Source organism: Bifidobacterium eulemuris, assembly GCF_014898155.1.
Lineage (GTDB): Bacteria > Actinomycetota > Actinomycetes > Actinomycetales > Bifidobacteriaceae > Bifidobacterium > Bifidobacterium eulemuris.
This window is the reverse complement of the sequence record NZ_CP062938.1, coordinates 899122-924493: the sequence shown is the minus strand read 5'-3', so window position 1 is coordinate 924493 and position 25372 is coordinate 899122. Positions and strand designations below refer to the sequence as shown.

Below are 25372 nucleotides of genomic sequence, written 5' to 3'. Positions count from 1 at the left end.
GGGGCCTGCGGCCGGAATGGTTCGCAGGTCCCGCCATATGCGTCGCAGGTGTTCCGTACCGTACGCTGCACATCGATATGGTTGACGAAGCGAACACACCCGTCAATATTCTCGTGTGGCGGCATTACACTGGAACGCACGGCGAAAGGAGCGTTCCATGTCCACGCATCAGTATTACGAAGGCGCAAGTGTGGTGGTCACCGGTGCCGGTTCGGGCATCGGCCGTCTGATGGCGCTGAAAATCGTTCAGGAGGGTGGTCGCGTCGCGGTGTGGGATATCAACGCCGCAGCGGCCGAGGAGACCGCGCGTTTGGCGGAAGAGCGGGCGATGGCCGTCATCGGCTCGAAAACCGGTGCATGGCCGCGCGCCGCGGCGTTCACCGTGGACGTCACCGATCCGGCGGCCGTGCGGCGAGCCGCCGCCGCGACCATCGATACGCTCGGCAAGGTGAACGTGCTGATCAACAACGCCGGCATCGTGTCCGGCGCGCCGTTCGAGGAGCTTTCCGAAGCGCAGGTCCGCCGCACCTTCGAGGTCAACACGCTGAGCCTGTTCTGGACCACTAAGGCCCTCCTTCCCGAGCTCAAACGGCACCGCCGCGCCGCGGTCGTCACCGTGGCCTCCGCCGCCGGCATCGTCGCGGTGGCGAAGCAGACCGACTACGCGGCCAGCAAATTCGCCGCGGTCGGCTTCACCAACTCGCTGCGCAGCGAACTGAAAAAAGCCGGTTCGCATATCAAAACGCTTACCGTCTGCCCGTATTACATCGACACCGGCATGTTCGACGGCGTGACCACCAAATTCCCGCTGCTGCTGCCGATCCTCAAGGAACAGGCGGTGGCCGACCGCATCGTCGAGGCCGTGGCCAAGGGACGCGAGCGCCTCATCATGCCGCCGTTCGCCGCCGTGGCCGGCGTGGTGGCCGCACTGCCGCCGAAGATCGCCGATCCGATCTATGGCTTCTTCGGACTCAACGAAGGCATGGACCACTTCACCGGCCGTCGTTAGAACGCACACAATCGGCCAGCCAGCAAAGGAGCATCATGACCCACGACATCTTCTCCCGCCTCCAGCGCACGTTCCGGTCCGGCCGCACCAAGCCGTTGTCGTGGCGGCGGTCCCAGCTCGACGCGATGCGCCGCATGCTCGCCGAGAACAAGCCGGAGATCATCGAGGCGGTGCGTGCCGACCTCGGCAAACCGGCGTCCGAAACGCTGCTGATGGAGATCGATCTGGTGATGGATGAGGCGCGTTTCGTGCGCCGCCGCATGGGCATGTGGTCCTCCCGCCATCCCAAGCCCATACACTGGCTGCTGCAGCCGGCGTTCGGTTGGACGCTCGCCGAACCGAAAGGCGTGGCGCTGGTCATCTCCCCGTGGAACTATCCGGTGCTGTTAAGCCTGGAGCCGATGGTCGACGCGATCGCGGCCGGCAACGCCGTCTGTCTCAAGCCTTCGGAGCTATCGCCCACGATCTCGCATCTGCTGGCGGAACTGGTCGCCCGCTATCTTGATCCCGACGCCTTCGCCGTGGTGGAGGGCGGTCCTGAGGAGACGACCGCGCTGCTGGAGAAGCCCTTCGACCATATCTTCTATACCGGCGGCGGCCGCGTCGGCAAAATCGTCATGGAGGCCGCGGCGAAGCATCTGACGCCGGTCACACTGGAATTGGGCGGCAAGTCGCCGTGTTTCGTGGACCATACGGTGAATCTCAACACCGCCGCGCGCCGCATCGCCTGGGGCAAGTTCACCAATGCGGGCCAGACCTGCGTGGCCCCGGACTATGTGCTGGCCACGCCGGACATCGCCCAGATGCTCGCCGACCGCATCGCCCTCGCCGTCACGGAGTTCTACGGCGACGACCCGCGCCAATCCTCGGATTTCGCGCGTATCGTCAACGAGCGTCATTTCGACCGTCTAACCGGACTGCTGGCGGATGGCGGGAGGTTGGTCTGCGGAGGCCAGACCGACCGTGCCGACCGGTATATCGCGCCCACGGTGCTGTTTGGCACCTCGCCCGATGCGCCGGTGATGCGTGAGGAGATTTTCGGTCCGATTCTGCCGATTCTTGTGGTGCGCGACGCCGACGCCGCCATCGATTTCATCAACGAGCGCAGCCGTCCTCTGGCGGCCTACGTGTTCTCCCGCGACGTCGAGACCCGGAAGCGGTTCGAACGCGACACCAGTTCGGGCGCGTTGGGATATGCGATTCCGCTCGGCCACCTCATCTCCAGCCGGCTGCCCTTCGGCGGCGTGGGTGGCTCCGGCATAGGCGCCTACCACGGCAAGGAGGGATTCAAGGTGTTCAGCCATGTCAAAACCGTGGTCGACAAGCCGCAGTTCCCCGACACCCTGCAGGTGGTCTATCCGCCGTTCACCACGCTGCGTCAGGCGCTGATCCGCATCGTCGCCAAGCTCAGCTAGCGGCCGGTCCTCTCCGCCGACGCGTTCGGACCATACCTGGGAACCAACCGCTGCGGCCGTCACGACCGTCGTGACTGTGATGCACGGCGAGGATGGGGGAGTGAGGGGAGGGAAAACCGTCGGCATTGATAATCCCCCTTTGTTCGCACGCGCGCACGCTTGCGGACAAAGGGGGATAGGACTGGTAGAGGAGCGGTCAGGCGTTCAGCGCTTTGGCACCGATATCATGGCGGTAGAACATGCCGTCGGTGACCAGCGGATCGATAATCGCGTAGACCTTGTCCTGCGCCGCCTTGATGTTATCGGCGGTGGTCTCCACCAGCAGCACGCGGCCGGAGGAGGCGATCAGGCCGTCCGGGCTGTTGGCCACGCCCGCGTAATACACGTGGGAATCCTCGTCCACGGTGATTTCGGGGATGGGCGCGCCCTTGACCACATTCACCGGATACCCCTCGGCAGCGAGCACCACGCCCAGCGTCGCGCGCTGGTCGTCCCACGTGAATTCGGGAGCGCCTCCGTTCAGCAGCGTCCAGATGCCTTCGCCCAGATCGGAGGTGAGCTTCGGCAGCACGACCTCGGTTTCGGGGTCGCCGAAGCGGGCGTTGAACTCGATCACCTTCGGGCCGTCGGCGGTGGCGATCAGACCGGCGTAGAGAATGCCGGTGAACGGCGTGCCCTCGTCGGCCATGGCCTGGACGGTGGGGCGCACGATGGTCTCGATCGCGGCGTCGACCACATCCTGGCCGATCTGCGGCACCGGGCTGTACGCGCCCATGCCGCCCGTGTTCGGGCCCTCGTCGTTGTCGTAGGCGCGCTTGTGATCCTGCGAAATCGGCATGGGCCAGAAGTCGGTGCCGTTCACAAAGCTCATCAGTGAGAATTCCTGACCCTCCAGGAACTCCTCGATCACTACCTTCGCGCCGGCGGCACCGAAGCGGTGGTCCACGAAGATATCCTCCAACGCGGCGTTCGCGGTGTCGATATCCATGGCCACGGTCACGCCCTTGCCGGCGGCCAGGCCATCGGCCTTGATCACAATCGGCGCGCCCTGCTCGGCCACGTAGCGCTTGGCGGGCTCCAGCTCGTCGAAGGTGCGGTACTGCGCGGTCGGAATGTCGTGGCGGGCCATCAGCTTCTTGGCGAAGTCCTTCGACCCCTCGATCTGGGCGGCGGCCTTGCTCGGGCCGAACGCCTTGATGCCGGCCTCGGCGAAGGCATCGACGATGCCCTCGATCAGCGGCACCTCAGGGCCGACGAACACCCAGTCGTAGTCGTTCTTCTGCACGAAGTCGATCAGCGCCGCATGGTTGGAGGCGTTCAGCGAGGTGGTGTTGATGCCGTCGAGCTCCATGCCCGGATTGCCGGGAGCGACGGTCACCTCGTCGACGGAGCCACCGCGCAGCAGCGCATGGGCGATGGCGTGCTCGCGCGCGCCGGAACCAATGACCAGAACCTTCATAGCTGTGTTTCCTTTCAAGGGGATGTCAGACGAGTTCCACGTCGTCGTTGGCTTTGGCGACGATCTCGCCGATCCTATAGGCCGCCTCGCCGTTGGCCTCAAGCAGGGCGAGCGTCTCGTCGGCGCGGGCCGCGTCCACGGCCAGCACCATGCCCACACCCATATTGAAGATGTTGAACATCTCCATATGGTCGATTTCGCCGGCCTGCTCCAGTACGTCGAAAATCGGCAGCACGGGCCACGAGCCGAGCTGGATGCGCGCGGCGAGACCGTCGGGGATCATACGCGGGATGTTCTCGATGAAGCCGCCGCCGGTGATATGCGCGACGCCCTTGACCACGCCTGCGGCGAACAGGGGCTTCAACGCCTTGACGTAGATCGTGGTGGGGGTGAGCAGCACGTCGCCGAGTTTGGCGCCGCCCAGCGCGTCCAGCTCGGTGTCCACGGTGTAGCCGGCCTGCTCGAACAGGGCCTTGCGCACCAAGGAGAAGCCGTTGGAATGCACGCCGGAGGAGGGCAGTCCGATCAGCACGTCGCCCTGGGCGATGATCGATCCGTCCACGATGGCGGACTTCTCGGCCACGCCGACCGCGAAGCCGGCCAGATCGTATTCGTCCTCGTCGTACATGCCCGGCATTTCGGCGGTTTCGCCGCCGATCAGACCGGAGCCGGCCTGAACGCAGCCGTCGGCCACACCGGCCACCACCTGCTCCAGCAGTGCCGGATCGTTCTTGCCGCAAGCGATGTAATCAAGGAAGAACAACGGTTCTGCGCCCTGTGCGGCGATGTCGTTGACGCACATGGCCACGCAGTCGATGCCAATGGTGTTGTGCTTGCCGGCCATCTTGGCCACCATCAGCTTGGTGCCCACGCCGTCGGTGCCGGAGATCAGCACCGGTTCCTTATAGCCGAGCGAGGCGAGATCGAACAGGCCTCCGAAGCCGCCGATGCCGCCCACCACGCCCGGGCGGTCGGTGCGGGCCACATGCGACTTGATTCGTTTGACGACTTCATAGCCGGCTTCGACGCTGACTCCAGCGTTCTCATATGCTTTGGGCATTGGCAGACCTTTCTTGGTGCTTCTTCATATGGATTTGGACGGATGTGATGTCGGTTAGAGTTTCGGCTGCCATTCGCCGGGCTTGAGACCCTTCTGGCAGGAGTATTCGTTGCCCTCGTACTCGCTGTCGTCGAGCGCGAAGCGGGGTAGGCGCACGCGGTCCTCCGGGGTGACCGACGCGAGGAAATCCTGTTCGTAGTCGTCCAGCGCGGTGGGGTAGTCGCCGTTGAAGTAGGCGACGCACAATCCGCCGTAGGGCGCGGCCGCGTTCAGTCCGATTGATTCGACCAGTCCGTCGAGCGAAAGGAAGGCGAGCGAGTCGGCGCCGATGAAGTCGCGGATCTCCTCCACGCTCTGCTTGCTGGCGATCAGCTCCTTGGTGGTGGAGATGTCGATGCCGTAGAAGCAGGGGTATTTGAGCGGCGGGGAGCTGATGCGCATATGCACCTCGGCCGCGCCCGCCTCTTTGAGCAGCTGCACGATGCGGCGTGAGGTGGTGCCGCGCACGATGGAATCGTCGATCACGATCACGCGCTTGCCTTTGACCACGCCGCGCACGGCGGAGAGCTTCATGCGCACGCCCTGCTCGCGCAGCTCCTGCGTGGGCTGGATGAAGGTGCGGGCCACATACTGGTTTTTGATCAGGCCCATCTCGTTGGGCAGGCCGGACGCCTCCGAATAGCCGGATGCGGCGGAGAGGGAGGAGTTCGGCACGCCGACCACCATATCGGCCTCGACCGGCGACTCGGCGGCGAGACGGGCACCCATGCGCTTGCGTGCGGAATGTACGTTGACGCCGTAGATATTCGAATCGGGGCGGGCGAAGTAGATGAACTCCATCGAGCAGATCGCCAGCTGGGTCTCGTTCGTGTACTGCACGATTTTGTAGCCGTGCTCGTTGACCACCACGATCTCGCCGGGACGGATGTCGCGCACGAGTTCGGCGCCGACCACGTCGAGCGCGCAGGTCTCGGAGGCGAGTACGTAGGCGCCGTTCTTCATCTTGCCCAGGCTCAACGGGCGGAAGCCGTTCGGGTCGAGCGCGCCGATCATCGCGTCGTTGGTCATCAGCAGGTAGGCGAAGCCGCCGTGCACGGTGTTGAGCGCCTCCTTGAGCTTGTCCATGAAGGTCGGCTTGTCGGAGCGGCGGATGAGATGCATCAGCACTTCGGTGTCGGAATTCGAGTGGAAGATCGCGCCCTCGTCCTCCAGCTTGCGGCGCAGCGACGGGCAGTTGGTGAGGTTGCCGTTGTGGCACAGGGCCACATCGCCGTCATGGAAGCGGAAGATGAACGGCTGGATGTTATCGGTGGTGCCGGAACCGGCGGTGGCGTAGCGCACATGGCCGATGGCCTTGTCGCCCTTGAGGCGCTGGATCTGGCGTTCGTCGGCGAACACCTGGGTCAGCAGTCCCAGGCCGCGGTGGCCGATCAGCGTGCCGTTGTCGTTGGAGACGATGCCCGCGCCCTCCTGGCCGCGGTGCTGCAGCGCGTGCAGGCCGAAATAGGTGAGACGGGACGCGTCCGGGTGCCCCCAGACGCCGAAAATGCCGCATTCCTCGTGGATATCTTCGAGCTCAGCAGACATGCCCAGCGACTTCCTTCCGTGTGGTGAAAGTTGTAAGAAGTACCGCCTGTTCGATACCCCATCACCTTACCAATCGGGGCTAACAACACGGGGTGCGCAGGTCGATGGGCGTGCGTGCGGCCGCATGTTTTCGTTGGGAGGCTCGCCTGGAATGCGACCGTCGAACAAATGTTCGACTGCTGTGGTATGGTGTTGGGCACCGGATACGAAGAAGCGGGGTGAAAGGAGGTGGATGATGTGCGGCGCGGGCGATGCTGGAAGTGTTGTTGGCGGTGGGACGCTCACTAAAGACGCGCGTGCGTATATCGCCATCGATCTCAAATCCTTCTATGCCTCTGTGGAATGCCAGGATCTTGGGCGCGACCCGCTGACCACACATCTGGTGGTGGCGGACCGGGAGCGTACGTCGAAAACCATCTGTTTGGCGGTTTCCCCGTCGCTGAAGGAGTATGGTCTGCCGGGGCGCGCGCGGCTGTTCGAAGTCGAACAGAGGATCCGCGAGGTCAACGCGGAGCGTCGGTTGCGCGCGCCGGGGCGTCGCTTTGTGGGCTCGTCCACCGATGCCGGCGAGCTGGCTTCGCATCCCGAACTCGCGGTGGACTTCATCGCCGCCAAGCCGCGTATGTCGCGTTATCTCGACCACAGCGCGCGTATCTACGGTGTGTATCTCAAATACGCGGCGCCCGAACATATCCATGTGTATTCGATCGACGAGGTGTTCGTCGACGCGACGCCGTATCTACGCGCGTTGAAGATGACCCCGCATGAGCTCGCCACCGTGATCGTGCGCGACATCGCCGAAACCACCGGCATCACCGCCACCGCGGGCATCGGCACGAACCTGTATTTGGCGAAGGTCGCCATGGATATCGTGGCCAAGCATGTGGCGGCCGACGAGCAGGGCGTGCGCGTGGCCGAACTCGACGAGATGTCGTACCGGCGGCTGTTGTGGGAGCATCGCCCGATCACCGACTTTTGGCGGGTTGGGCGAGGATACGCGAAAAAACTCGCCGCGCACGGACTCGACACCATGGGCGATATCGCCCGTTGCTCGCTCGGCCGCGCCTCCGACTATCACAACGAGGATCTGCTGTATCGACTGTTCGGCGTGAACGCGGAGCTGCTGATCGACCACGCGTGGGGCTGGGAGTCGTGCACGATGGCCGATATCAAGGCATACAAGCCTGAAGGGCATTCCATCAGCTCCGGACAGGTGCTGCAAGGTCCGGCGGATTTCGATACGGCACGGCTGATTGTGCGCGAGATGGCTGACGCGGTCTCGCTGGATCTGGTCGGCAAAGGATTGGTGGCCCGGAATTTAGGACTGATGGTGGGATACGACATCAGCAGTCTCGACCCGGCCAAAGCCGAATGCGGGCCGGTCAAACCGAAAACGCCGGCCAGTGAATATCGAGGTCCCGTCGCTGTGGACCATTACGGGCGGCGCGTGCCCAAGCCGGCGAACAGCTCGTGTGATCTGGGAGGGCACACCGCCTCGTCCACGCGTATCCGCGAGGCGATGATGGCGCTCTACGACCGCATCGTCGACCCGTCGCTGCTGGTGCGGCGTGTCACCGTGGTGGCCGCCGGATTGGCGACGCGGTCCGAGGCGGATGCGGCCGCCGCGACATCCTACGAGCAGCCGGATCTCTTCGATGCGAGTGATGATGCGGCTGCGAATTTCGACCATGGGCGCACGGCGGGCGGTATGGTATCCGATGGCGTCGCATCGGAGTTGGGGCTGGAACCGGAGCTGGAGTCAAGGCGGCGTATGGTGCATGCGGGAAACGGTTCGTCGCGCCGGATATCGGACTGCGGCAACGCGTATGACGCGACCGAGCGCAATGAAGCAGCCGAAACGGAGGTGCAGCGCGCCATCGTCGACATCACGCACAAATTCGGACGCGGCTCCGTCATCAAAGGCATGAATCTCGAGCCCGGCGCGACCGGACTGCAACGCAACCGCCAGATCGGAGGCCATGCCGCATGAGTCTCAAGGAAACCCACCGCTACGACGACATCATCGATTTGCCGCACCACGTCTCGCCGAGGCGCCCGCAGATGCCACGCGCCAACCGCGCCGCCCAATTCATGCCCTTCGCCGCGCTCGCCGGCTATGAGGACGTCATCGCCGAAGCCGACCGCCGCAACGCCGAAGCCATCGCCCAAGCCAACGCCCCCACGCCTCTCATCGACGGAGCATGAGTTTTATCGCAGAAGCCAGTCGATGGCATTGACGATTTCGATGCCATCGACTTCACCCAAGCCGATGCGGTCGAACGTGACGATGACACGTTGTATATGCTCGTTCGTGGCTTTGACCGCGAGGCGGCGTAATGGCTCAAATTCCCGGTCGCGTGTTTTGGTATCGGTGAGGCTGGCGGTGACTTGGATGGCGAGTTTTTCGGTGCCGCGTGAGGCGAGGAAATCGACCTCGAGCGAGTCCAGTCTGCCGACCCGTACGCTGAATCCACGGGTGAGCAGATCGTTACACGCGATGTTCTCCAAAGCGAAGCCGAAATCGGTCGCGGGGAAGTCGAGCAGCATATTGCGAATGCCGGGGTCGGCGGGATAGTACTTTTCGCCGCCTTGCAGATAGCCGCTGCCTTTGATGTCGTATCGTCTGGCTCGTGTGAACAGGAACGCGTCGACCAGCCCCTGCACGTATCGTTCCACGGTGGGGCCTGAGGTTTTCCGGTGGGCGCTGGTCAGGCGGTTTTCGATTTTTGAGACGGATACGTTCGACCCAGTGGTGTCTGCCAGGAATCGCGCCACGTCGTTGAATGCCGCCATGTTGCGTATCTGCACATGTTGGGACACGTCTTTGACGACGACGGTGTTGTAGATGCCAGACAGCATGGTTCGTGCGAGTTGATCATCCGTGCCTTGGTCGACGACCGGTGGAAGGCCGCCGTATCGCATGTAGCGTTCGAATGCGGCGTCACGGTCGTTTTCCTGCGTGTATTCGATGAACTCCTTGAACGAAAGCGGATGGATGTTGATTTCCTCATACCGACCTGACAGCAACGTGCCGAGTTGGCTGGAGAGCATGAAGGCGTTCGAACCGGTCAGGTAGATGTCGGCATCCGTGTCGACGTGGAGCGCGTTGACGGCTTTCTCCCAATGCTCGATGCCTTGCGGCTCGTCGAGCAGCACATAGTAATGCTCGTCGTCATGCGGCATGCGCTCGCGGACCCACGTGTGCAGATCCCGATAATCGGCGATATCGAAGAATTCGGAGGACTCGAAATTGGCGCTGATGATATGGTCGGCGTCGACTCCGGTGTTGAGTAGATGTTGCGCGAGCAGTGCCAACAACGAGGATTTGCCGCATCGGCGCATCCCCGTCAGCACTTTGATCACGCCGTTGTCGATGGTTTTGGTCAGAAGATCCATGTACAGCGGGCGTTCTTTCAGTGGTGTCGAAAAAATCGTGTTGCTCATGAAGCCTCCTCGAAATCAGTTCCTACTTTCTAAGTATACTTTGAAAACTTAGCCTGAGCTACAACTTTTCTAAGCATACTTAGAAAAGTTAATTATCTTGGTGGGCTGATGCGATACTGCATTGTTGTGTAACGCTTCATATGGGGGAAAGTCATTTGAGTATAGTTCGGCCGCGGGAGCCGGGCTGATTGTTGGGTGAATGTGGTGATGTCGGATTCGCCCAGTGAACTCGCTGCTATGCGGCGGTCTCCCATGGGTTGACGAGGGGGACGCCGGTGTGCTGGAAATCCTTGGTGTTGCGCGTGGCTATGGTGCAGTCGTTGGCTTGGGCGATGGCGGCGATCTGCGCATCGGCCAATCCGACAGGATGTCCGTGTGCGTCCAGGTCGGCTCGGATAAGAGAGCATCGTATGCCGGCGTCAAGGTCGAACGGCAGCATACGCCGCTCATAGCTGCGTAAGGTGCGGGTGATTGCGTTGGACAGCAGAGTGCGTCGCTTTCCCGCCGGCATGCGCCACATGCCGTACATGAGCTCCATGATGGTGATGGAACTGATGAAGGTGTCGTCAAGGTCGATGCTTTCGCACCAGTCGACCATTGCTTGATCTGGCTGTGATTTGTAGAGTTCCGAGACCACGTTGGTGTCGAGCAGGATGCGGTGGGGCTTGCCGTTCATTCGAAATCCACCGGCCTTGGTTGTTCGTTTTTGTCTCGGGGCATGGGCTGGAACTCGTCCTCGTCGATACCTCCCTCAAGAACTTCCTCCCGTATTCTCGTGAAGAAGTCGTACATGCTTTCCTTCGGCTGTTCCACCCATGAGGCGGCGAACTCCTCGAGTACGGAGCGTGCCTGCGCCTCGGTGGAGCGGCCGTTGGCTTTTGCCGCCTTGGCCAGGGTCTCTTTGACGTCTTCGGGAAGCTTGCGAATCAACAGTGATGTGGTCATAATGCCCCTCCTTAGGTTTGATATCACAATGATATCAAAAGGTGGGATTCTTCGACATCAACGTCATTCTGAGCGGAGGCGAAGCCGGAGTCGAAGAATCTCGGACTTGAGATGCCTCGACTACGCTCGGCATGACAGGTGGGGCGCTCGGCATGCCGAATAAGCAACGACGAATATGAAAGTGTCCGGCATCATAGGTGATGCCGGACACTCGATATAGTCGGTTGACGCGACGCGTCAGGCGGTGAAGTACTCCACGCCGGCCTCGAACAGCGGCTGGTACTTGTTTCCGGGCACGTTCACGTACAGGCCGTTGCCGGAACGCTCCGAATGACCCATCTTGCCGAACACGCGGCCGTCGGGGCTGGTGATGCCCTCGATGGCGAGCAACGAGCCGTTCGGATTCACGTCGAGATCCATGCCGGGCACACCTGCCTCGTCCACGTACTGCGTGGCGATCTGGCCGTTGGCCTTCAGGTCGGCAAGCACAGCGTCGGAGGCCACGAAACGGCCCTCGCCGTGGGAGATCGCCACCGTGTGCACATCGCCCACAGCGGTTTTCGCCAGCCATGGCGACAGGTTCGACGCCACGCGGGTGCGCACCAGACGGGACTGATGGCGGCCGATGGTGTTGAACGTCAGCGTCGGGCATTCGGCGGTCATCGGCACGATGTCGCCATACGGCACGAGACCCAGCTTGATCAGCGCTTGGAAGCCGTTGCAGATGCCGAGCATCAGACCGTCGCGGTTTTGCAGAAGATCGCGCACGGCCTCGGTCACCTCGGGGGCGCGGAAGAACGCGGTGATGAACTTCGCGGAGCCGTCCGGCTCGTCACCGCCGGAGAATCCGCCGGGGATCATGACGATTTGGCTGGAGCGGATCGCCTCGGCCAGCGCATGCGTGGACTCGACGACATCGTTGGGGGAGAGGTTGTTGATCACCAGCGTGCTCGTCTCGGCACCCGCGCGTTCGAACGCGGCCGCGGTGTCGTATTCGCAGTTGTTGCCGGGGAACACGGGGATGATCACGCGCGGCTTGGCCACGCCCGCCCCCGTGTACACGGTTTTCTTCTCCGCCTCGAACGAGACGGCCTCCACCACGGCGCCCTTGTCCGCGCCATGCGAACGGTAGGGGAACACGGATTCGATGCCGGACTCCCACGCCTCCTGCACTTGGGCCAAGTCAAGCGTCTCGCCGGCGGCAGCGAACTCGTAGGCCTCGGTCGTCACGCCGACCTCGCCGATCTCGACGAGATTTGAGGCGGCCGGCACCTTCGCGTCGTCGGCCAGCTCCACGAAGAACGAACCGTACGCCGGGGCGAACAAATCATCCACGGTCACGGACGGGACAAGCGCGACGCCGATCTGGTTGCCGAGCGTCATCTTGAACAGCGCTTCGGCCGCGGCGCCATATCCGCAGGTGGACACGGCCAGCGCGTCGCCGAAGTCGGTGAGCTCCTCGACCACGGAGAACGCCTCGAGCAGACCATCCTTGTCCGGAGTGAGTCCATCGGCCCCGTACCGCGGCGCGATACGTACCACGCGATGGCCGGCACCCTTGAATTCTGGGGAGGTGGCGCGCTTCATATTGCCCACGGCCACGGCGAAGGAGACCAGCGTCGGCGGCACATCGAGGTCTTCGAACGAGCCGGACATGGAATCCTTTCCGCCGATTGCGCCCGCGCCGAGGTCGACCTGCGCCATCAGCGCGCCGAGCACGGCGGCCATCGGCTTGCCCCAACGGGTTGGTTCGTCGCGCAGCTTCTCGAAATACTCCTGGAAGCTCAGATACGCCTTCTCATGCTCGAAACCGGCCGCGACCAGCTTGGAGAGCGACTCGACCACCGACAGATACGCGCCGGTGAACTGGTTCCTCTCCATGATGTACGGGTTGAAGCCCCACGCCATGGCCGAGGCGGTGGTGGTTTCGCCGAACACCGGCAGCTTGGCCACCATGGCCATATTCGGGGTGAGCTGCTTGCGCCCGCCGAAGGGCATAAGCACGGTGCCCGCGCCGATGGTGGAATCGAAACGCTCGGACAGGCCCTTGTTGGATGCCACGTTGATGTCGGTGACCATGGCGTTCATACGCTCGGCCAGCGAGCCGGCGGTCCACGGCGTCTCATACGTGCCCTGCGCCTCGACGTGCGCGGCCTGCGTCTTCGGCGCGCCGTTGGAGGCGAGGAACTCGCGGGTGAGGTTCACGATCTCGTCGCCGTCCCACGTCATCACCATGCGCGGATCCTCGGTGACGGTGCCCACCACCACGGCCTCGAGATTCTCCTCGCGGGCGTAGGCGAGGAACTCGTCCACATCCTCGGCGGCCACGTCCACGGCCATGCGTTCCTGCGATTCGGAGATCGCCAGTTCGGTGCCGTCCAGGCCCTCGTACTTCTTGGGCACGGTGTTCAGGTCGATGGTCAGACCGTCGGCGATCTCGCCGCACGCCACGGACACGCCGCCCGCGCCGAAGTCGTTGCAGCGCTTGATCAGACGGCAGGCGTCGCCGCGGCGGAACAGACGCTGCAGCTTGCGCTCCACGGGCGCGTTGCCCTTCTGCACTTCCGCGCCGTCGAGTTCCAGCGATTCCACGTTATGCGCCTTGGACGAGCCGGTGGCGCCGCCGATGCCGTCGCGACCGGTGCGTCCGCCCAGCAGGATGAGCTTGTCGCCGGGGGTCGGGGTTTCGCGGCGCACATGGTCGGCCGGGGTGGCGGCCACGACCGCGCCCACCTCCATACGCTTGGCCACATAGCCCGGATGGTAGATCTCGTCGACCTGACCGGTCGCCAGACCGATCTGGTTGCCGTAGGAGCTGTAGCCCGCGGCCGCGGTGGTGACGAGCTTGCGCTGGGGGAGCTTGCCCTTAAGGGTTTCGCTCACCGGCACGGTCGGGTCGCCGGCACCGGTCACGCGCATCGCCTGATACACGTAGGAGCGGCCCGACAGGGGGTCGCGGATGCAGCCGCCGATGCAGGTGGCCGCGCCGCCGAAGGGTTCGATTTCGGTGGGATGGTTGTGGGTTTCGTTCTTGAAGAGGAACAGCCAGTCCTCATCCTCGCCGTTGACGTCCACCCTCACCTTGACGGTGCAGGCGTTGATCTCCTCGGATTCGTCGAGGTTGGTCAGAATGCCGTGCTTCTTCAGCCACTTGGCGCCGATGGTGCCCATATCCATCAGACACACGGGCTTGCCGTCGCGGCCCAGCTCGTGGCGCATGGCCAGATACTTCTCGAACGCGGCCTTGACGGCGGGTTCGTCGATTTCGATGTCGGTCAGCTCGGTGCCGAAGGTGGTGTGGCGGCAGTGGTCGGACCAGTAGGTGTCGATCACCTTGATCTCGGTGATCGTGGGGTCGCGCCGCTGCTCGGTGAAGTATCGCTGGCAGAACTTGAGGTCGGCCAGATCCATGGCCAGGCCGCGCGAGGCGATGAACTGGGCGGCTGCGGCCTCGTCCATCTCGCGGAAGCCCTCGATGACCTCCACCTTGGACGGCGTGGGCACGGCGGTGCGCAGCGTTTCCTTGGTTTCGAGCCCGGCCTCACGCGCTTCGACGGGGTTGATCACATAGCGCTTGATGGCGGCCACATCCTCGTCGGTCAGGTTCGCGCCGGCCAGCGCATACACTTTGGCGGAACGCACGGTGGGGCGCTCGCCCTGCGAGATGAGCTGGATGCATTCGGAGGCGGAGTCGGCGCGCTGGTCGAACTGGCCGGGCAGGAACTCCGTGGCGAACACCTTGGCGTCGCCGAAGTCCGGCATGTCGGTCGAGGCGTTGTCCACCGGCGGCTCGCTGAACACGATCGGCACGGTCTGCTCGAACAGTTCGGCGGAGATGCCCTCCACGTCGTAACGGTTGACGATGCGCACGCCTTCAAGCGCCTCGATGCCGAGAATCGTCTTCAATTCGGTGCCGAGCTGCTGCGCTTCGACGTCAAAGCCCGGCTTCTTCTCCACATATACGCGATAGACCACTGATTGCTCCTGTAGTTCCAAGTGAGTGGTGGTGTTGTGTTTTATGATCTCCCGCAAGGGGAGGAAAAGCCCGCATCCGATCTTCGGGTGCGGGCTGGGTACGGATCAGTCGTCGACTGCGATGCCTTCGGATTCGGCCAGGGACTTGAGGCGGCCGTAGATCTCCTCGTAGGCGGGGATGATGTTGCCCAGGTCGCGGCGGAACAGATCCTTGTCGAGATGCTCGATCTTGCCGGACTCGTCCTTGGTGTCCCACAGGCGGCAGGTGTCGGGGGTGATCTCGTCGGCGAGCAGAATCGCGCCGTCGGAGGTCTTGCCCTCCTCGATCTTGAAGTCCACAAGCTTGACGTCGATCTTCGAGAAGATGTCGAGCAGGGCGGCGTTCACCGCGCGCGCCTGCTTGGAGATTTCGGCCATCTCCTCCTCGGAGGCCAGGCCCAGCGCCACCACGCCGTCCTCGGTGATGAACGGGTCTCCCAGCGCGTCGGACTTCACGCAGAATTCGAGGATCGGCTTCTTGAGCGGGGTGCCTTCCTCAACGCCGTAACGCTTGGCGAAGGAGCCGGCGGCCGTGTTGCGCATGATGATCTCAAGCGGGAACATGTCCATCTTCTTGACCAGCTGCTCGGTGTCGGAGAGTTTCTCGACGAAGTGGGAGTCCACGCCGCGGGCCTTGAGCAGGTCGAAGATCACGGAGGTGATGTGGTTGTTCAGGCTGCCCTTGCCTTCGATCTGGGCCTTCTTCTCGCCGTTTCCGGCGGTGGCCTGGTTCATGTAGTCGACCCACAGAATGTCCGGGTCGTCCGTCGCGTACAGTTTCTTGGCCTTGCCCTCGTAGAGCTTCTCCAACTTCTCCATGATCCGCCTTCCTGATGCGTCAAATAGGAGTGGAAATACGGTGAACTAACGGAGAACAGGTTAGCAAGCGCCGGCTACATTGATGATGCGATGAACGGCAACATCGTGCAACGATTAGGCTGTGGGATGATTGCGGCGGTTTAGACTGGAATCATGAGTCAATCCACAACCAATACGGCCGCGATGGCCGAAGAGTGGTCCAATCCGTTGCGTGATCCGCGAGATCTGCGCCTGCCTCGCATCGCGGGCCCCTGCGGCATCGTGATCTTCGGCGTGACCGGCGATCTGTCGCGCAAGAAGCTGTTGCCGGCCATCTACGATCTGGCCAACCGTGGTCTTCTGCCGCCGAGCTTCGGTCTGACAGGCTTCGCCCGTCGCGACTGGAGCGAGGACGAGTTCCGCGCCTTCGTGCGTGAGAACGTCGAATCGCATTGCCGCACGCCGTTCCGCGAAAGCACGTGGAAGCAGCTGGCCGCGGGCATCCGCTTCGTGCAGGGCACCTTCGACGATCCGGAGGCGTTCGCGCGCCTGTCCGACACCGTCTCCCAGCTCGACCGCGAACGCGGCACGCGCGGCAACCACGCCTTCTACATGTCGGTGCCGCCGCGCGCCTTCCCCATCGTCTCCCGCCAGCTGGCCGACTGCGGTCTGGCGAAATCCGAAGACGACGCGTGGCGTCGCGTGATCATCGAAAAACCCTTCGGCCATGACCTCGACAGCGCGCGCGAGCTCGACCGCGTCGTCTCCGAGGTGTTCGACCCCTCCAGCGTGTTCCGCATCGACCATTATCTAGGCAAGGAGACCGTGCAGAACCTGCTGGCCCTGCGTTTCGCCAACGCGATGTACGAGCCGATCTGGAACGCCAACTATGTGGACCATGTGCAGATCACCATGGCCGAGGACATCGGCGTGGCCGGCCGCGCGGGCTATTACGATGGCATCGGCGCCGCCCGCGACGTGATCCAGAACCATCTGCTGCAGCTGCTCGCGCTCACCGCCATGGAGGAGCCGGTGAGCTTCTCCGCCGCCGACCTGACCGCGGAGAAAACCAAGGTGCTGTCCGCCGTCAAACTCCCCAAGGATCTGGCGGCCCACACGGCCCGCGGCCAGTACGCCGCCGGATGGCAGGGCTCGCATGAGGTGGCGGGCTATCTCGACGAGAAGGGCATCGACCCGAACTCCACCACCGAAACCTATGCGGCGATCCGTCTCGACGTCGACACCCGACGCTGGGCCGGCGTGCCGTTCTACCTGCGCTGCGGCAAACGCTTGGGCAAGCGCGTGACCGAAATCGCGGTGGTGTTCAAACGTGCCCCGCATCTGCCGTTCGAATCGACCGCCACGCGCGAACTGGGCAAGAACGCGATTGTGATCCGCGTGCAGCCCGACGAGGGCGTGACCATCCGCTTCGGCGCGAAGGTGCCCGGCGGCACCTCGATGGAGGTGCGCGACGTGTCGATGGACTTCAGCTACGGCCGTTCCTTCACCGAAAGCTCGCCCGAAGCCTATGAGAGGCTGATCCTCGACGTGCTGCTCGGCGATCCGCCTTTGTTCCCGACCACCCGCGAGGTGGAACTCTCTTGGGAGATCCTCGACCCGATTGAGGAGTTCTGGTCCACACTCGGCCAGCCGCAACCCTACCGTTCCGGAACATGGGGACCGGCCGAAGCCGATGAGATGCTCGCCCGCGACGGACGCCAGTGGAGGATGCCATGATTATCGAACTCAACAACACCCGCACGCGCGAGATCGCGGCGAAAATCGACGAACTGCACGAGGAGCGTGGCGAAGCGGCGTTGGGCCGCGTGCTCACCCTGCTCATTGCCACCGACGAGGGCGAGCTGGAGCACGCGCTCGAGCTCGCGAACAACGCCAGCCGCGAGCATCCCTGCCGTGTGATCGCCGTGGTGCCGCATGCCGGCAAAGCCCGTGCGGCGGCGAAACCCGAACCCGAGGCCGTCGCCGACGGGCGGGCCGCGCAAGGCGGACGGACGGGCAAAACCCAGGTTTTCGTCGACACGCAGGGTGGTATGGCGGTCGACGCGGCCAGCGAGTCCGGGCGGTCGAATCTGGACGCGGAGATCCGTTTCGGCGCGGATGCCGGTGCGGGCGAGATCATCGTGCTGCGACCGCGCGGCGGGCTTGTGCACCATCCGGACACATTGGTGATTCCGCTGCTGGTCCCCGACGCGCCCGTGGTGGCCTGGTGGCCGACCGAAGCGCCGGCCAATCCGAAAACCGACCTGCTCGGCGCGATGGCCCGCCGCCGCATCACCGACGCCAAACGTTCCAGCAATCCGGCCCGCACCATCGAGGATCTGCGCCGCAACTGGTCGAGCCAGAACATCGACATGTCGTGGACCCGGCTGACCGTATGGCGCGCGATGATCGCCACCATGCTGGACCAGCCGCCGCATCTGCCGATCATCTCGGCGAAGGTGAGCGGACCGAAGGACTTCATCTCGATGACCATGCTCGCCGCATGGCTGCGGCTGAAACTCGGCGTGTCCGTCACCATCGAGGACGTGCCCGGCTCCGACGCGGTCACCGGCGTGTATCTGACCCGCGCGGACGGCGTGCTCAGTCTGGAGCGCCCCTCAGTGGAGGAGGGCGTGGCCACGATCAGCACACCCGGTCAGGCGCCGCAGACCATCTCCGTGCCGGCCCGCACCTTGGAGGAATGTCTGAGCGAGGAGCTGCGCCGTCTCGACCCCGACGAGGTCTACGCCGAAGTGCTCACCCGCGGCTGGGACCTCATCCACCCGCAGCGATAAGCAACGAAAGGAAGCGCAAATGAGCGTTCGACAGACCATCGTCTATCCGGATCCGGAAACGCTGGCGCAAGCCGTGGCCGCGCGCACGCTGCTCACCATCACCGACCTGCTGGCCGAACCGGGCCGCACACGCGTCGACATCGGCGTGACCGGCGGCACGGACGGCATCTACGTGCTCAAAGTGATGGGGGAGAGCCCCCTCGCCGCGGCCGTCGACTGGTCCCGCGTGCATATCTGGTGGGGCGACGAGCGTTTCGTGGCCGCCGACAGTAGCGATCGCAACGCCAAGCAGGCGCGGGAGGCGCTGTTCGATGCGCTGGTGGAATCGGGCCGCCTGCCTGAAGCGAATATCCATGAGATGCCGGCGGACGTGCGTTCGGCGGATGAGATCGCCGCCGCCGACGAGGAGCGGACCGATGCCGTGCTGGCCCAGGCCGCGGCCGCCTACCAGCGAGAACTGATTGAGGAATTGGGAGAGGATCCGCAGCTGGATATTCTGATGTTCGGCGTCGGACCGGACGCGCATTTCGCCTCGCTGTTCCCAGGCAAGCAAGAGGTGCTGATCGACGATCCGCACACGCTGGTCGCCGGCGTGCGCGATTCGCCCAAGCCGCCGCCGCTGCGCGTCACGCTCACCGTGCCGATGATTGCCAGGGCGCACCGCACCTGGGTGTTCACCTCCGAAACCCGCAAGGCCGAAGCTGTGGCCAAAGCGTTCGCCGCGCCGCGCAATCCGGCGGCTCCCAGCTCCTACGCCGACGCCGCCGACGAACTGCTTTGGTTGATCGACACCGCCGCGGCCAGTCTGCTGTAGCTGTGGCGTTCCGTCAGAATGTGCCGTGAAACATTCCAATCGGTGCTGTTTCACGGTACATTCTGACGTTGGTCCGTCGGTTTGTACCGTGAAACACGAACGTCCGCCATGTTTCACGGCGCCTCCTGACGCCCGATTGACGTGGGAGAGGAATCGCTACTGCGCCGAGCAGTTCAGATCCACATCCTGCTGTATGCCGGAGGGGTCCGACATGGCCGCCTTATCAAGCCTGCTCTGCAGCATGTCGCGGGTCGGCTCGTCGACCCGGTCCGACTGCATGAACGGCATGTCTTTGGCCTTGTTCAACTGCTGCAAAGCAGAGCTCGCCTCCTGCTCGTTGGTGGCGTAGCTGTTCAGCCAATCCTCCTCCCACGCGCACATCCATATGAACGAGGCCGAGGATTCTCCGGAACCCTGTTCGAATTGGGTCGCGCCTGAAGTGTCCATCTTGTCCGGCGGAGTATAGCCGTCGGGGAATTCAAGATTTTCCAGCGTCGAAGCGTATTCCTTCTGTATGCCGTCCGCATCGAGGAACTTCGATGTCGAGCCATCTGCCGAGCCGTCCTCGGTGGTCTGCTGGTCCGCTGTCGAGGCGTTGCTGTTCGTCTGCCCGCCGATCGTGCATCCGGCGAGGCCAAGGGCCATGCAGAGAGCGATTGCTGTGGCCGCGATACCGTGCGTGCGTGATATGCGCATCATATTCTCCTTAGGTTGAATTGGTTATTACGACAGATAACGCGCTGCTAGCGCAATGCCATCGCGGGTTCGAGACGCGCGGCCTTGACTGCGGGAACGGCGCTGCCGAGCAGTGCGGTGACTACGGCGCCGGCAAGGGCATAGCCTGCGGCGTCATACGGATATGAGGGATGCGGTATGGGACTGTCCGCCGGCAATATCGAAGGAATGAACGCGACGAACGCCATGGACAACGTGATCGCCACCGCCGCGACGATAAGGGACAGAATGACGCTTGAGCCGGAAACCAGCAGCATCACATGCGTTCGGGACGCTCCCAAAGCCCGGCGGATCAGCAGCTCGTGGCTGCGTTGCTCGATATCGGACAAGCCGATGTTCAGCAATCCCAGCGCCGCCATGGCCAACAACAGCGCGGCACACGCCGCGAACGCGGTTTGCAGGTAGCTCAGCACTTCGGTATACGAATCGCTGTTGTCGATGCGCTGCACTCCGGTCGCGGATCCCGAGAACGAGTCATACGCGATGTCCGACACCAGCGACGAGATGTCGTTGGCCGTGCTGCCGGAGGATTGCGGATGCGCATACACGTCGACGGATTGCGGCTCCCATAATTGGGTTTCGAACATGGCGAACGAGGTGGCGTTGATGTAGACGCGAGGGGAGTCGTCGGCGTCGTTGATGACTCCGGTCACCGTGGCGGAGGTCACGGTTTGAGTGCCCTGCGAGGTGAGGGAGAGCGTGCTGCCGACTCCGCCATACCGATTCTGCCCGGCCTCGTTGACGACGATCTGCAATCCCGCGGCGTCGGATTCCGCCGAGAACCATTGCCCTGAGACAAGAGGAAGCAGGTAGACGTCGCGGTACCTCGACGTGGTGAGCACGGTTTCGGACACGGTGCTGGGAATGATGGTTCCTCCGCCGTCTGAGGGGACGATGGTCAGACCTTCCGACAATGTGACCACCGGTGCCATCGCCACGCCATCCGCATCGGCCAGCGCCGTGGCGAATGCCTGCATCTGGTCGGCATCCAGTCCTTTCGGAGCTTCGACCGACACCAGGTAGGAGGCCGGTCGTCCCGCTATCTGAGCGTTCGTCGCCTCAAGGAATGTGCTGCCTATGGTGCCCACCAGCGACGCGCCGACGACCGCGAGCACGCCGATGAGCATGCTGACGGCGGTCAGCGCCGTGCGGATAGGGGCCAGACGCAGGTCCCGCAGCATCATGATCAGCATGGTGTGATTATCCCCCGGTCCATGCGCAGCTGATGCTGGCAAAGCTTGGCGATATCGGTGTCGTGGGTCACCATGACCAGCGTGCGCCCTTCCGTCCGTACCAGCCTCATCAGCAACTCCATCACGGCGTCCCCCGTATCCTTGTCCAGCGCTCCGGTCGGTTCGTCGCAGATCAGCAGGTCGGGAGCGCATACCATCGCCCGCGCGATGGCCACACGCTGCTGTTCGCCTCCCGACAGCGTGCGGGGCCGATCCGCGGCGCGGGCATCCAATCCCACCTGTCGCAAGCAATCCAAGGCGCGGTGTTTGCGGCGTGAGGATGATCCTTTGCGCGCGTACTGCATGGGGAGCGCGACGTTCTGCCACACATTGAGCTGGGGAATCAGGGAATAGTTCTGAAATACGAATCCGATGCGTGTGGAGCGGACCACGGCGCGTTCACGGTCCGGTATGGAGCGCATATTCTTGCCGTCGAACATGAGATCGCCGGAATAGCGCGCGTTCAGCAGGCCGAGAATCGAAATCAGCGAGGTCTTGCCTGAACCGGATTTGCCCACGATCGCATAGGATTCGCCTCGTTGGATGTCGAGCGACACGTCGTTCACAATGCGCAGCGTGTGTTTGCCCGTCGACGCGACATGCGCGGTGAGATGGCGCGCGGAAATCAGCATATCATTCATGTCGGTTGGCTACTGGGTTTGTTTGACGGTCAGATTCGGTGCGGTGGCGAGCACCGTGTCGCCTTCCGACAAGCCGGAGGTGATGACGATGCGCGCGCCGTCGCTGGCACCCAATTCGACGGATACCTGCTCTTGGCCGTCGTCGGTGACTTTGGTCACGGTGCCTTTTCCGCTGCGTCCCGCCACTGCGGACACAGGCAGCAGGAGCGACGGTTGGGTCGCGGATGCGGTGAGCACCAACGTGCCGCTTTCCCCTTCGCGCACGTCGATGTCTTTGCCGACCAGACAGGCCATGGTGGTGGATGATGACGGCGCTGCGGAGGCGGATCCGTTGGAGCTATTGCCCCCGTCTGTTGATGAGTTGGCGTTTCCGGATGATGCGGTGCCGCTGCCGGAGCCCGTGCCGCCTGCGGAGGCGGGATCGCCACTGGCGGCAGCGTCGTTATCGGAGGCCGAATCACCGTTCGAGGATGCTTCGCCGCCATCGTCGGTTCCGCCGGATGCGCTCGCGTCATCCGGGTCTTTGACATACGCGGAGATGGGAATGACGCGCGACGGTTCCGCCGTCGGACTATAGGCGATGCTGCCGGCCGTCGATTGATCGCCGCTGCCGTCTGTGGAGTTGCCGTCTGCGGTGCCGCTGCTTGAGTCCGTTGAGGATTCCGCCGCCTGCTGTGAGGGGACGACGGCCGCGCAGGAGGTCGGTCCCTCGCCGTTGGTGATTTGGAATTTGCCGCTGAGATTGTCGGATGAATCCGTCATGCGCAGCAGACGGGTCGCGTCGGTTTGCAATGCGAACCCGCTGTATGTCAGTGTGACGACGGGATAGTTGCGCGGAACCGTCACGCCGGATCCCGCGACCGAGACGATGGTGCCCTCGACCGGTGACGTGATGGGGGTCGAATCCACCCAACCCAGCACCTGCTGGGCTTTGACGACGTCTCCGACCTTCGCCGAGGCTTGGAACACACCTTGCGCCGAGGCCGTGAGCGTGAACGCCGTATTCGATATGACGGTGGCCTGCGCGGAGATTGTGGGTGCCAGTGTGCCGCTGGTCACCGTCACCGTATTCGTCGAATCGGAATTCACCGTTGGGTCTGTGACCTGGTCGGAGTCCGAAGTGGGATTTCCGCAGGCCGCGCATCCCGACAGCAGCAACGCGGACAACGCTGCAGCCACTAACTTGTTGCCATTCTTCATAATTCTGCGGTTCTGGGTGGCGATGCGATCGCCAACGGGGATGTCCTCGGTCAATCGGACCGCTGCGGACTACGTGCGGTCGCGCCGATCGAGGACGATGGTCGTCCGTCACACGATAGATGGGTATGACGCGGAGAATGAAATGCCTGTAGTGAAATCTCTGTAGGGTAAACACACCACAGAGATTGGTGAGCCCTTATCGCTGTTGTGCCGTGTGTTCTAGCGCCGTTGACTCCGACGGATGACCATCGATGGGGAAGACGGCATGCAACGTCCATGTGTTGTCTTCCGTTTGCGTGGTCAACGAACCGCCTAATGCCTGAATGATTTCACGATGCAGTGCCAGCCCGTGGCCGCGGGAAAGTGGGTGTGCTGTTGGGGAAACGGTATTCATCTGAATGAGTTCCACCATGAGTGGTCGGCAGCGAAGGATGAAAAGGAATTCCTTATGAACGGTGTCAGCATGCTTGGATACGTTTTTGAAAATCTCGCCGATGAGTTGCGCCATCTCATGGCGAATCTCTTCGGTGAGAATGTTCTCGTCGAACTGATCCACTTCATAGTATCCATGGATGTCAAGTTGTTCCAGCTCCGCACGTTGTTGTTGGATCAGCGAATGAATGGTTCCCTGAAATAGTGCTGGCTTGGCGTTGGTATCATGCAATAGTCGGATAACCTCATGCGTGGTGTCGAATGATTCATTGGCTTTTGTGGAAATATTTCTCCACATCGGCCCTTCCTGTGCGTCGGCTATGGAGATGATGTAACTGAGATTGTTCGTAACCGTATCGTGCAGATTTCGAGCTAAACGTAGGTTGCGCTGGTATATGTGCAGTTGAGCATGCAGCTCGGCTTCCTTTTTGGCGTTCTGCTCTCTAGCCAATGAGATTTCCCGGTTAAGCTTGCAAGTGTATCCAACGACAATGGCAATAAGATAAATTGGAACTGTTACTAATGCGGCAGATAATGTTTTTTCGTAATATATTTCTGAAAAGAACAGGATCGCAGCTGTTAGCGCAGAAATGATTCCCACGGCAAGAATTGACATGGTATATGCGAATATGCCAAATGTAATGATGATGCCAGCAAACATGTACTGGTTATCGCCAAGATCAGGGAATAGACAAAGTACTGATAACAGCAAGATTATTGCACTGCTGGAAAAACGAGGAAATTTCGAAAGTAATGAGCAAAGCAACATGTATATGCAAAACCAGCACCAATCCTCTGTGTTGATAGGCCGAGTCAATCTTGCGATAATGATGACATACCCGTCGAAGACCATTGCCAATATTGAGAAAAATAGCATGTAAGAGTGTTCAACGTGAGGGAGCGATATGACAGGAATAAACCTGCTTAAGTTTTTTCGAATCGATATCAGAGAAAGTTTATTTTTAATTGCCATAATGATGCTGCCGTTCGAGCCATAGGACGACTAGATGCGTGCGGTTGCGCGCTTCGGTTTTTTCCAATGCGCGTTGCAGATGCGTATTGACCGTGGCGACGGCTTTGCCGAGCGTGTGGGCGATTTCGACGGAGGTCATTCCTTGGGCGCATAATTCCACGATTCTCGATTCCATGGGGGAGAGTGTTTCGATGCCTGTGGGCTGGCTTGCCGACGCAATGTCAAACGCTTGTTGCGCTGTCGGGAAGACGATTTCGCCAACGGGTTCGCCTACTCCGCCTTGTCCTACGGATAACACCGCCTCCGCGATTTTTTGAGGGTACTGTTTGCTGACCAGCGCCTGGCCTCCGGCTTGTGCAACGGCGTGGGCGTACTGTTCCATCGGAAAGGCGGTTATGGCAACGACGCCGAGATGGGAGTTTTGCTGGCGAATCCGGTGGATAAGTTCAATGCCTGATACGTTTCCCATTGAGATGTCGGTCAGCAGAACGTTCGGACGTTGCCCATCGTGCAGTTTTTGCAGCGCGCTATCGGCATCGGTCGCCGTCCATATGATGTCGAGCTGCGGAAACCGTGCGCTGAAGAAAGACATCAGACCGGACAGCACCCATACGTCGTTATCCACAATGGCCAACGTGTTCGCCCGCATGCATTCCCCCTTCACATGTCCGCGGATGATTATAGCCGTGCGTCCACGGAGCAAAAAGCGATGTGGTCATTTTTCATGACAGGCGTTTGGGCCGGTGGGTGGCGTCAGAAGGTGCCGTGAAACATGCTTACAAACGATGTTTCACGGCACCTTCTGACGTTGGCTCGTCG

Annotated in this window: 21 protein-coding genes; 7 read left to right on the top strand and 14 right to left on the bottom strand. The window is 62.3% G+C overall.

Annotation, left to right across the window (positions count from 1 at the left end; translation table 11 throughout):
- Window positions 1-157: 157 nt before the first annotated feature.
- Both BE0216_RS04235 and BE0216_RS04230 read left to right on the top strand, forming a co-directional pair.
- A complete protein-coding gene (locus tag BE0216_RS04235; protein WP_094636780.1) occupies window positions 158-1009 on the top strand; it encodes an SDR family NAD(P)-dependent oxidoreductase in 852 nt (283 codons plus the stop codon).
- 35 nt (window positions 1010-1044) lie between these two features.
- Window positions 1045-2424, top strand: a complete 1380-nt coding sequence (locus tag BE0216_RS04230; protein WP_094636781.1) for an aldehyde dehydrogenase family protein — start codon at window positions 1045-1047, stop codon at window positions 2422-2424.
- Between the two features lie 196 nt (window positions 2425-2620).
- Here the strand turns inward: BE0216_RS04230 and purD are convergent, their stop codons facing one another.
- From purD to purF, 3 genes are read right to left on the bottom strand one after another with little or no spacing between them, the layout of a single operon-like run.
- Window positions 2621-3883, bottom strand: a complete 1263-nt coding sequence (gene purD, locus BE0216_RS04225) for a phosphoribosylamine--glycine ligase (RefSeq protein WP_094636782.1) — start codon at window positions 3881-3883, stop codon at window positions 2621-2623.
- A gap of 25 nt (window positions 3884-3908) precedes the next feature.
- Complete coding sequence (purM, locus tag BE0216_RS04220) at window positions 3909-4943, bottom strand: phosphoribosylformylglycinamidine cyclo-ligase (protein ID WP_094636783.1); 1035 nt, start codon at window positions 4941-4943, stop codon at window positions 3909-3911.
- A gap of 54 nt (window positions 4944-4997) precedes the next feature.
- The gene (gene purF, locus BE0216_RS04215; protein ID WP_094636784.1) at window positions 4998-6530 is read right to left on the bottom strand and encodes an amidophosphoribosyltransferase; all 1533 of its coding nucleotides are present in this window, start codon (window positions 6528-6530) and stop codon (window positions 4998-5000) included.
- 235 nt (window positions 6531-6765) lie between these two features.
- On the opposite strand from purF, the gene BE0216_RS04210 reads away from it, so the two are divergent.
- Together BE0216_RS04210 and BE0216_RS04205 are read left to right on the top strand one after the other, a co-directional pair.
- Window positions 6766-8520: a Y-family DNA polymerase gene (locus tag BE0216_RS04210; RefSeq protein WP_094636940.1), complete on the top strand. Its 1755-nt coding sequence runs from the start codon at window positions 6766-6768 to the stop codon at window positions 8518-8520.
- Complete coding sequence (locus tag BE0216_RS04205; RefSeq protein ID WP_094636785.1) at window positions 8517-8735, top strand: hypothetical protein; 219 nt, start codon at window positions 8517-8519, stop codon at window positions 8733-8735. Before BE0216_RS04210 ends, BE0216_RS04205 begins: the two co-directional genes overlap by 4 nt.
- Window positions 8736-8738: 3 nt before the next feature.
- Here BE0216_RS04205 and BE0216_RS04200 read toward each other — a convergent pair whose 3' ends face one another.
- The 5 genes from BE0216_RS04200 to purC all read right to left on the bottom strand — a co-directional run bounded on the left by BE0216_RS04200 (window position 8739) and on the right by purC (window position 15752).
- Window positions 8739-9974: an ATP-binding protein gene (locus tag BE0216_RS04200; RefSeq protein WP_094636786.1), complete on the bottom strand. Its 1236-nt coding sequence runs from the start codon at window positions 9972-9974 to the stop codon at window positions 8739-8741.
- A 235-nt stretch (window positions 9975-10209) separates the two neighbouring features.
- The gene (locus BE0216_RS04195) at window positions 10210-10650 is read right to left on the bottom strand and encodes a type II toxin-antitoxin system VapC family toxin (protein WP_094636787.1); all 441 of its coding nucleotides are present in this window, start codon (window positions 10648-10650) and stop codon (window positions 10210-10212) included.
- Window positions 10647-10919: a FitA-like ribbon-helix-helix domain-containing protein gene (locus BE0216_RS04190; protein WP_094636788.1), complete on the bottom strand. Its 273-nt coding sequence runs from the start codon at window positions 10917-10919 to the stop codon at window positions 10647-10649. The genes BE0216_RS04195 and BE0216_RS04190 overlap by 4 nt, the downstream gene beginning before the upstream one ends.
- Window positions 10920-11156: 237 nt before the next feature.
- Entirely contained in the window at window positions 11157-14894 is a 3738-nt protein-coding gene (locus BE0216_RS04185) for a phosphoribosylformylglycinamidine synthase (protein ID WP_094636789.1), read from the bottom strand.
- Between the two features lie 105 nt (window positions 14895-14999).
- Window positions 15000-15752, bottom strand: a complete 753-nt coding sequence (purC, locus tag BE0216_RS04180; protein WP_094636790.1) for a phosphoribosylaminoimidazolesuccinocarboxamide synthase — start codon at window positions 15750-15752, stop codon at window positions 15000-15002.
- A gap of 153 nt (window positions 15753-15905) precedes the next feature.
- Between purC and zwf the strand changes: the two genes are divergently transcribed.
- The 3 genes from zwf to pgl are packed head-to-tail and all read left to right on the top strand — an operon-like array spanning window position 15906 to window position 19340.
- The gene (gene zwf / locus BE0216_RS04175) at window positions 15906-17468 is read left to right on the top strand and encodes a glucose-6-phosphate dehydrogenase (protein ID WP_094636791.1); all 1563 of its coding nucleotides are present in this window, start codon (window positions 15906-15908) and stop codon (window positions 17466-17468) included.
- Window positions 17465-18526: a glucose-6-phosphate dehydrogenase assembly protein OpcA gene (locus tag BE0216_RS04170; protein WP_094636792.1), complete on the top strand. Its 1062-nt coding sequence runs from the start codon at window positions 17465-17467 to the stop codon at window positions 18524-18526. The genes zwf and BE0216_RS04170 overlap by 4 nt, the downstream gene beginning before the upstream one ends.
- Window positions 18527-18545: 19 nt before the next feature.
- The gene (pgl, locus tag BE0216_RS04165; protein WP_094636793.1) at window positions 18546-19340 is read left to right on the top strand and encodes a 6-phosphogluconolactonase; all 795 of its coding nucleotides are present in this window, start codon (window positions 18546-18548) and stop codon (window positions 19338-19340) included.
- A 156-nt stretch (window positions 19341-19496) separates the two neighbouring features.
- Here pgl and BE0216_RS04160 read toward each other — a convergent pair whose 3' ends face one another.
- From BE0216_RS04160 to BE0216_RS04135, 6 genes are all read right to left on the bottom strand, one after another.
- The gene (locus BE0216_RS04160) at window positions 19497-20039 is read right to left on the bottom strand and encodes a hypothetical protein (protein ID WP_143249292.1); all 543 of its coding nucleotides are present in this window, start codon (window positions 20037-20039) and stop codon (window positions 19497-19499) included.
- A 44-nt stretch (window positions 20040-20083) separates the two neighbouring features.
- Entirely contained in the window at window positions 20084-21268 is a 1185-nt protein-coding gene (locus tag BE0216_RS04155; protein WP_094636795.1) for an ABC transporter permease, read from the bottom strand.
- Window positions 21262-21939, bottom strand: coding sequence for an ABC transporter ATP-binding protein (locus BE0216_RS04150; RefSeq protein WP_158217198.1), 678 nt, complete (start codon window positions 21937-21939; stop codon window positions 21262-21264). The genes BE0216_RS04155 and BE0216_RS04150 overlap by 7 nt, the downstream gene beginning before the upstream one ends.
- 18 nt (window positions 21940-21957) lie before the next feature.
- The gene (locus BE0216_RS04145; protein WP_143249294.1) at window positions 21958-23127 is read right to left on the bottom strand and encodes a hypothetical protein; all 1170 of its coding nucleotides are present in this window, start codon (window positions 23125-23127) and stop codon (window positions 21958-21960) included.
- Between the two features lie 217 nt (window positions 23128-23344).
- A complete protein-coding gene (locus BE0216_RS04140) occupies window positions 23345-24553 on the bottom strand; it encodes a sensor histidine kinase (RefSeq protein WP_226805693.1) in 1209 nt (402 codons plus the stop codon).
- Entirely contained in the window at window positions 24543-25202 is a 660-nt protein-coding gene (locus tag BE0216_RS04135) for a response regulator transcription factor (RefSeq protein ID WP_094636799.1), read from the bottom strand. The genes BE0216_RS04140 and BE0216_RS04135 overlap by 11 nt, the downstream gene beginning before the upstream one ends.
- Window positions 25203-25372: the final 170 nt, after the last annotated feature.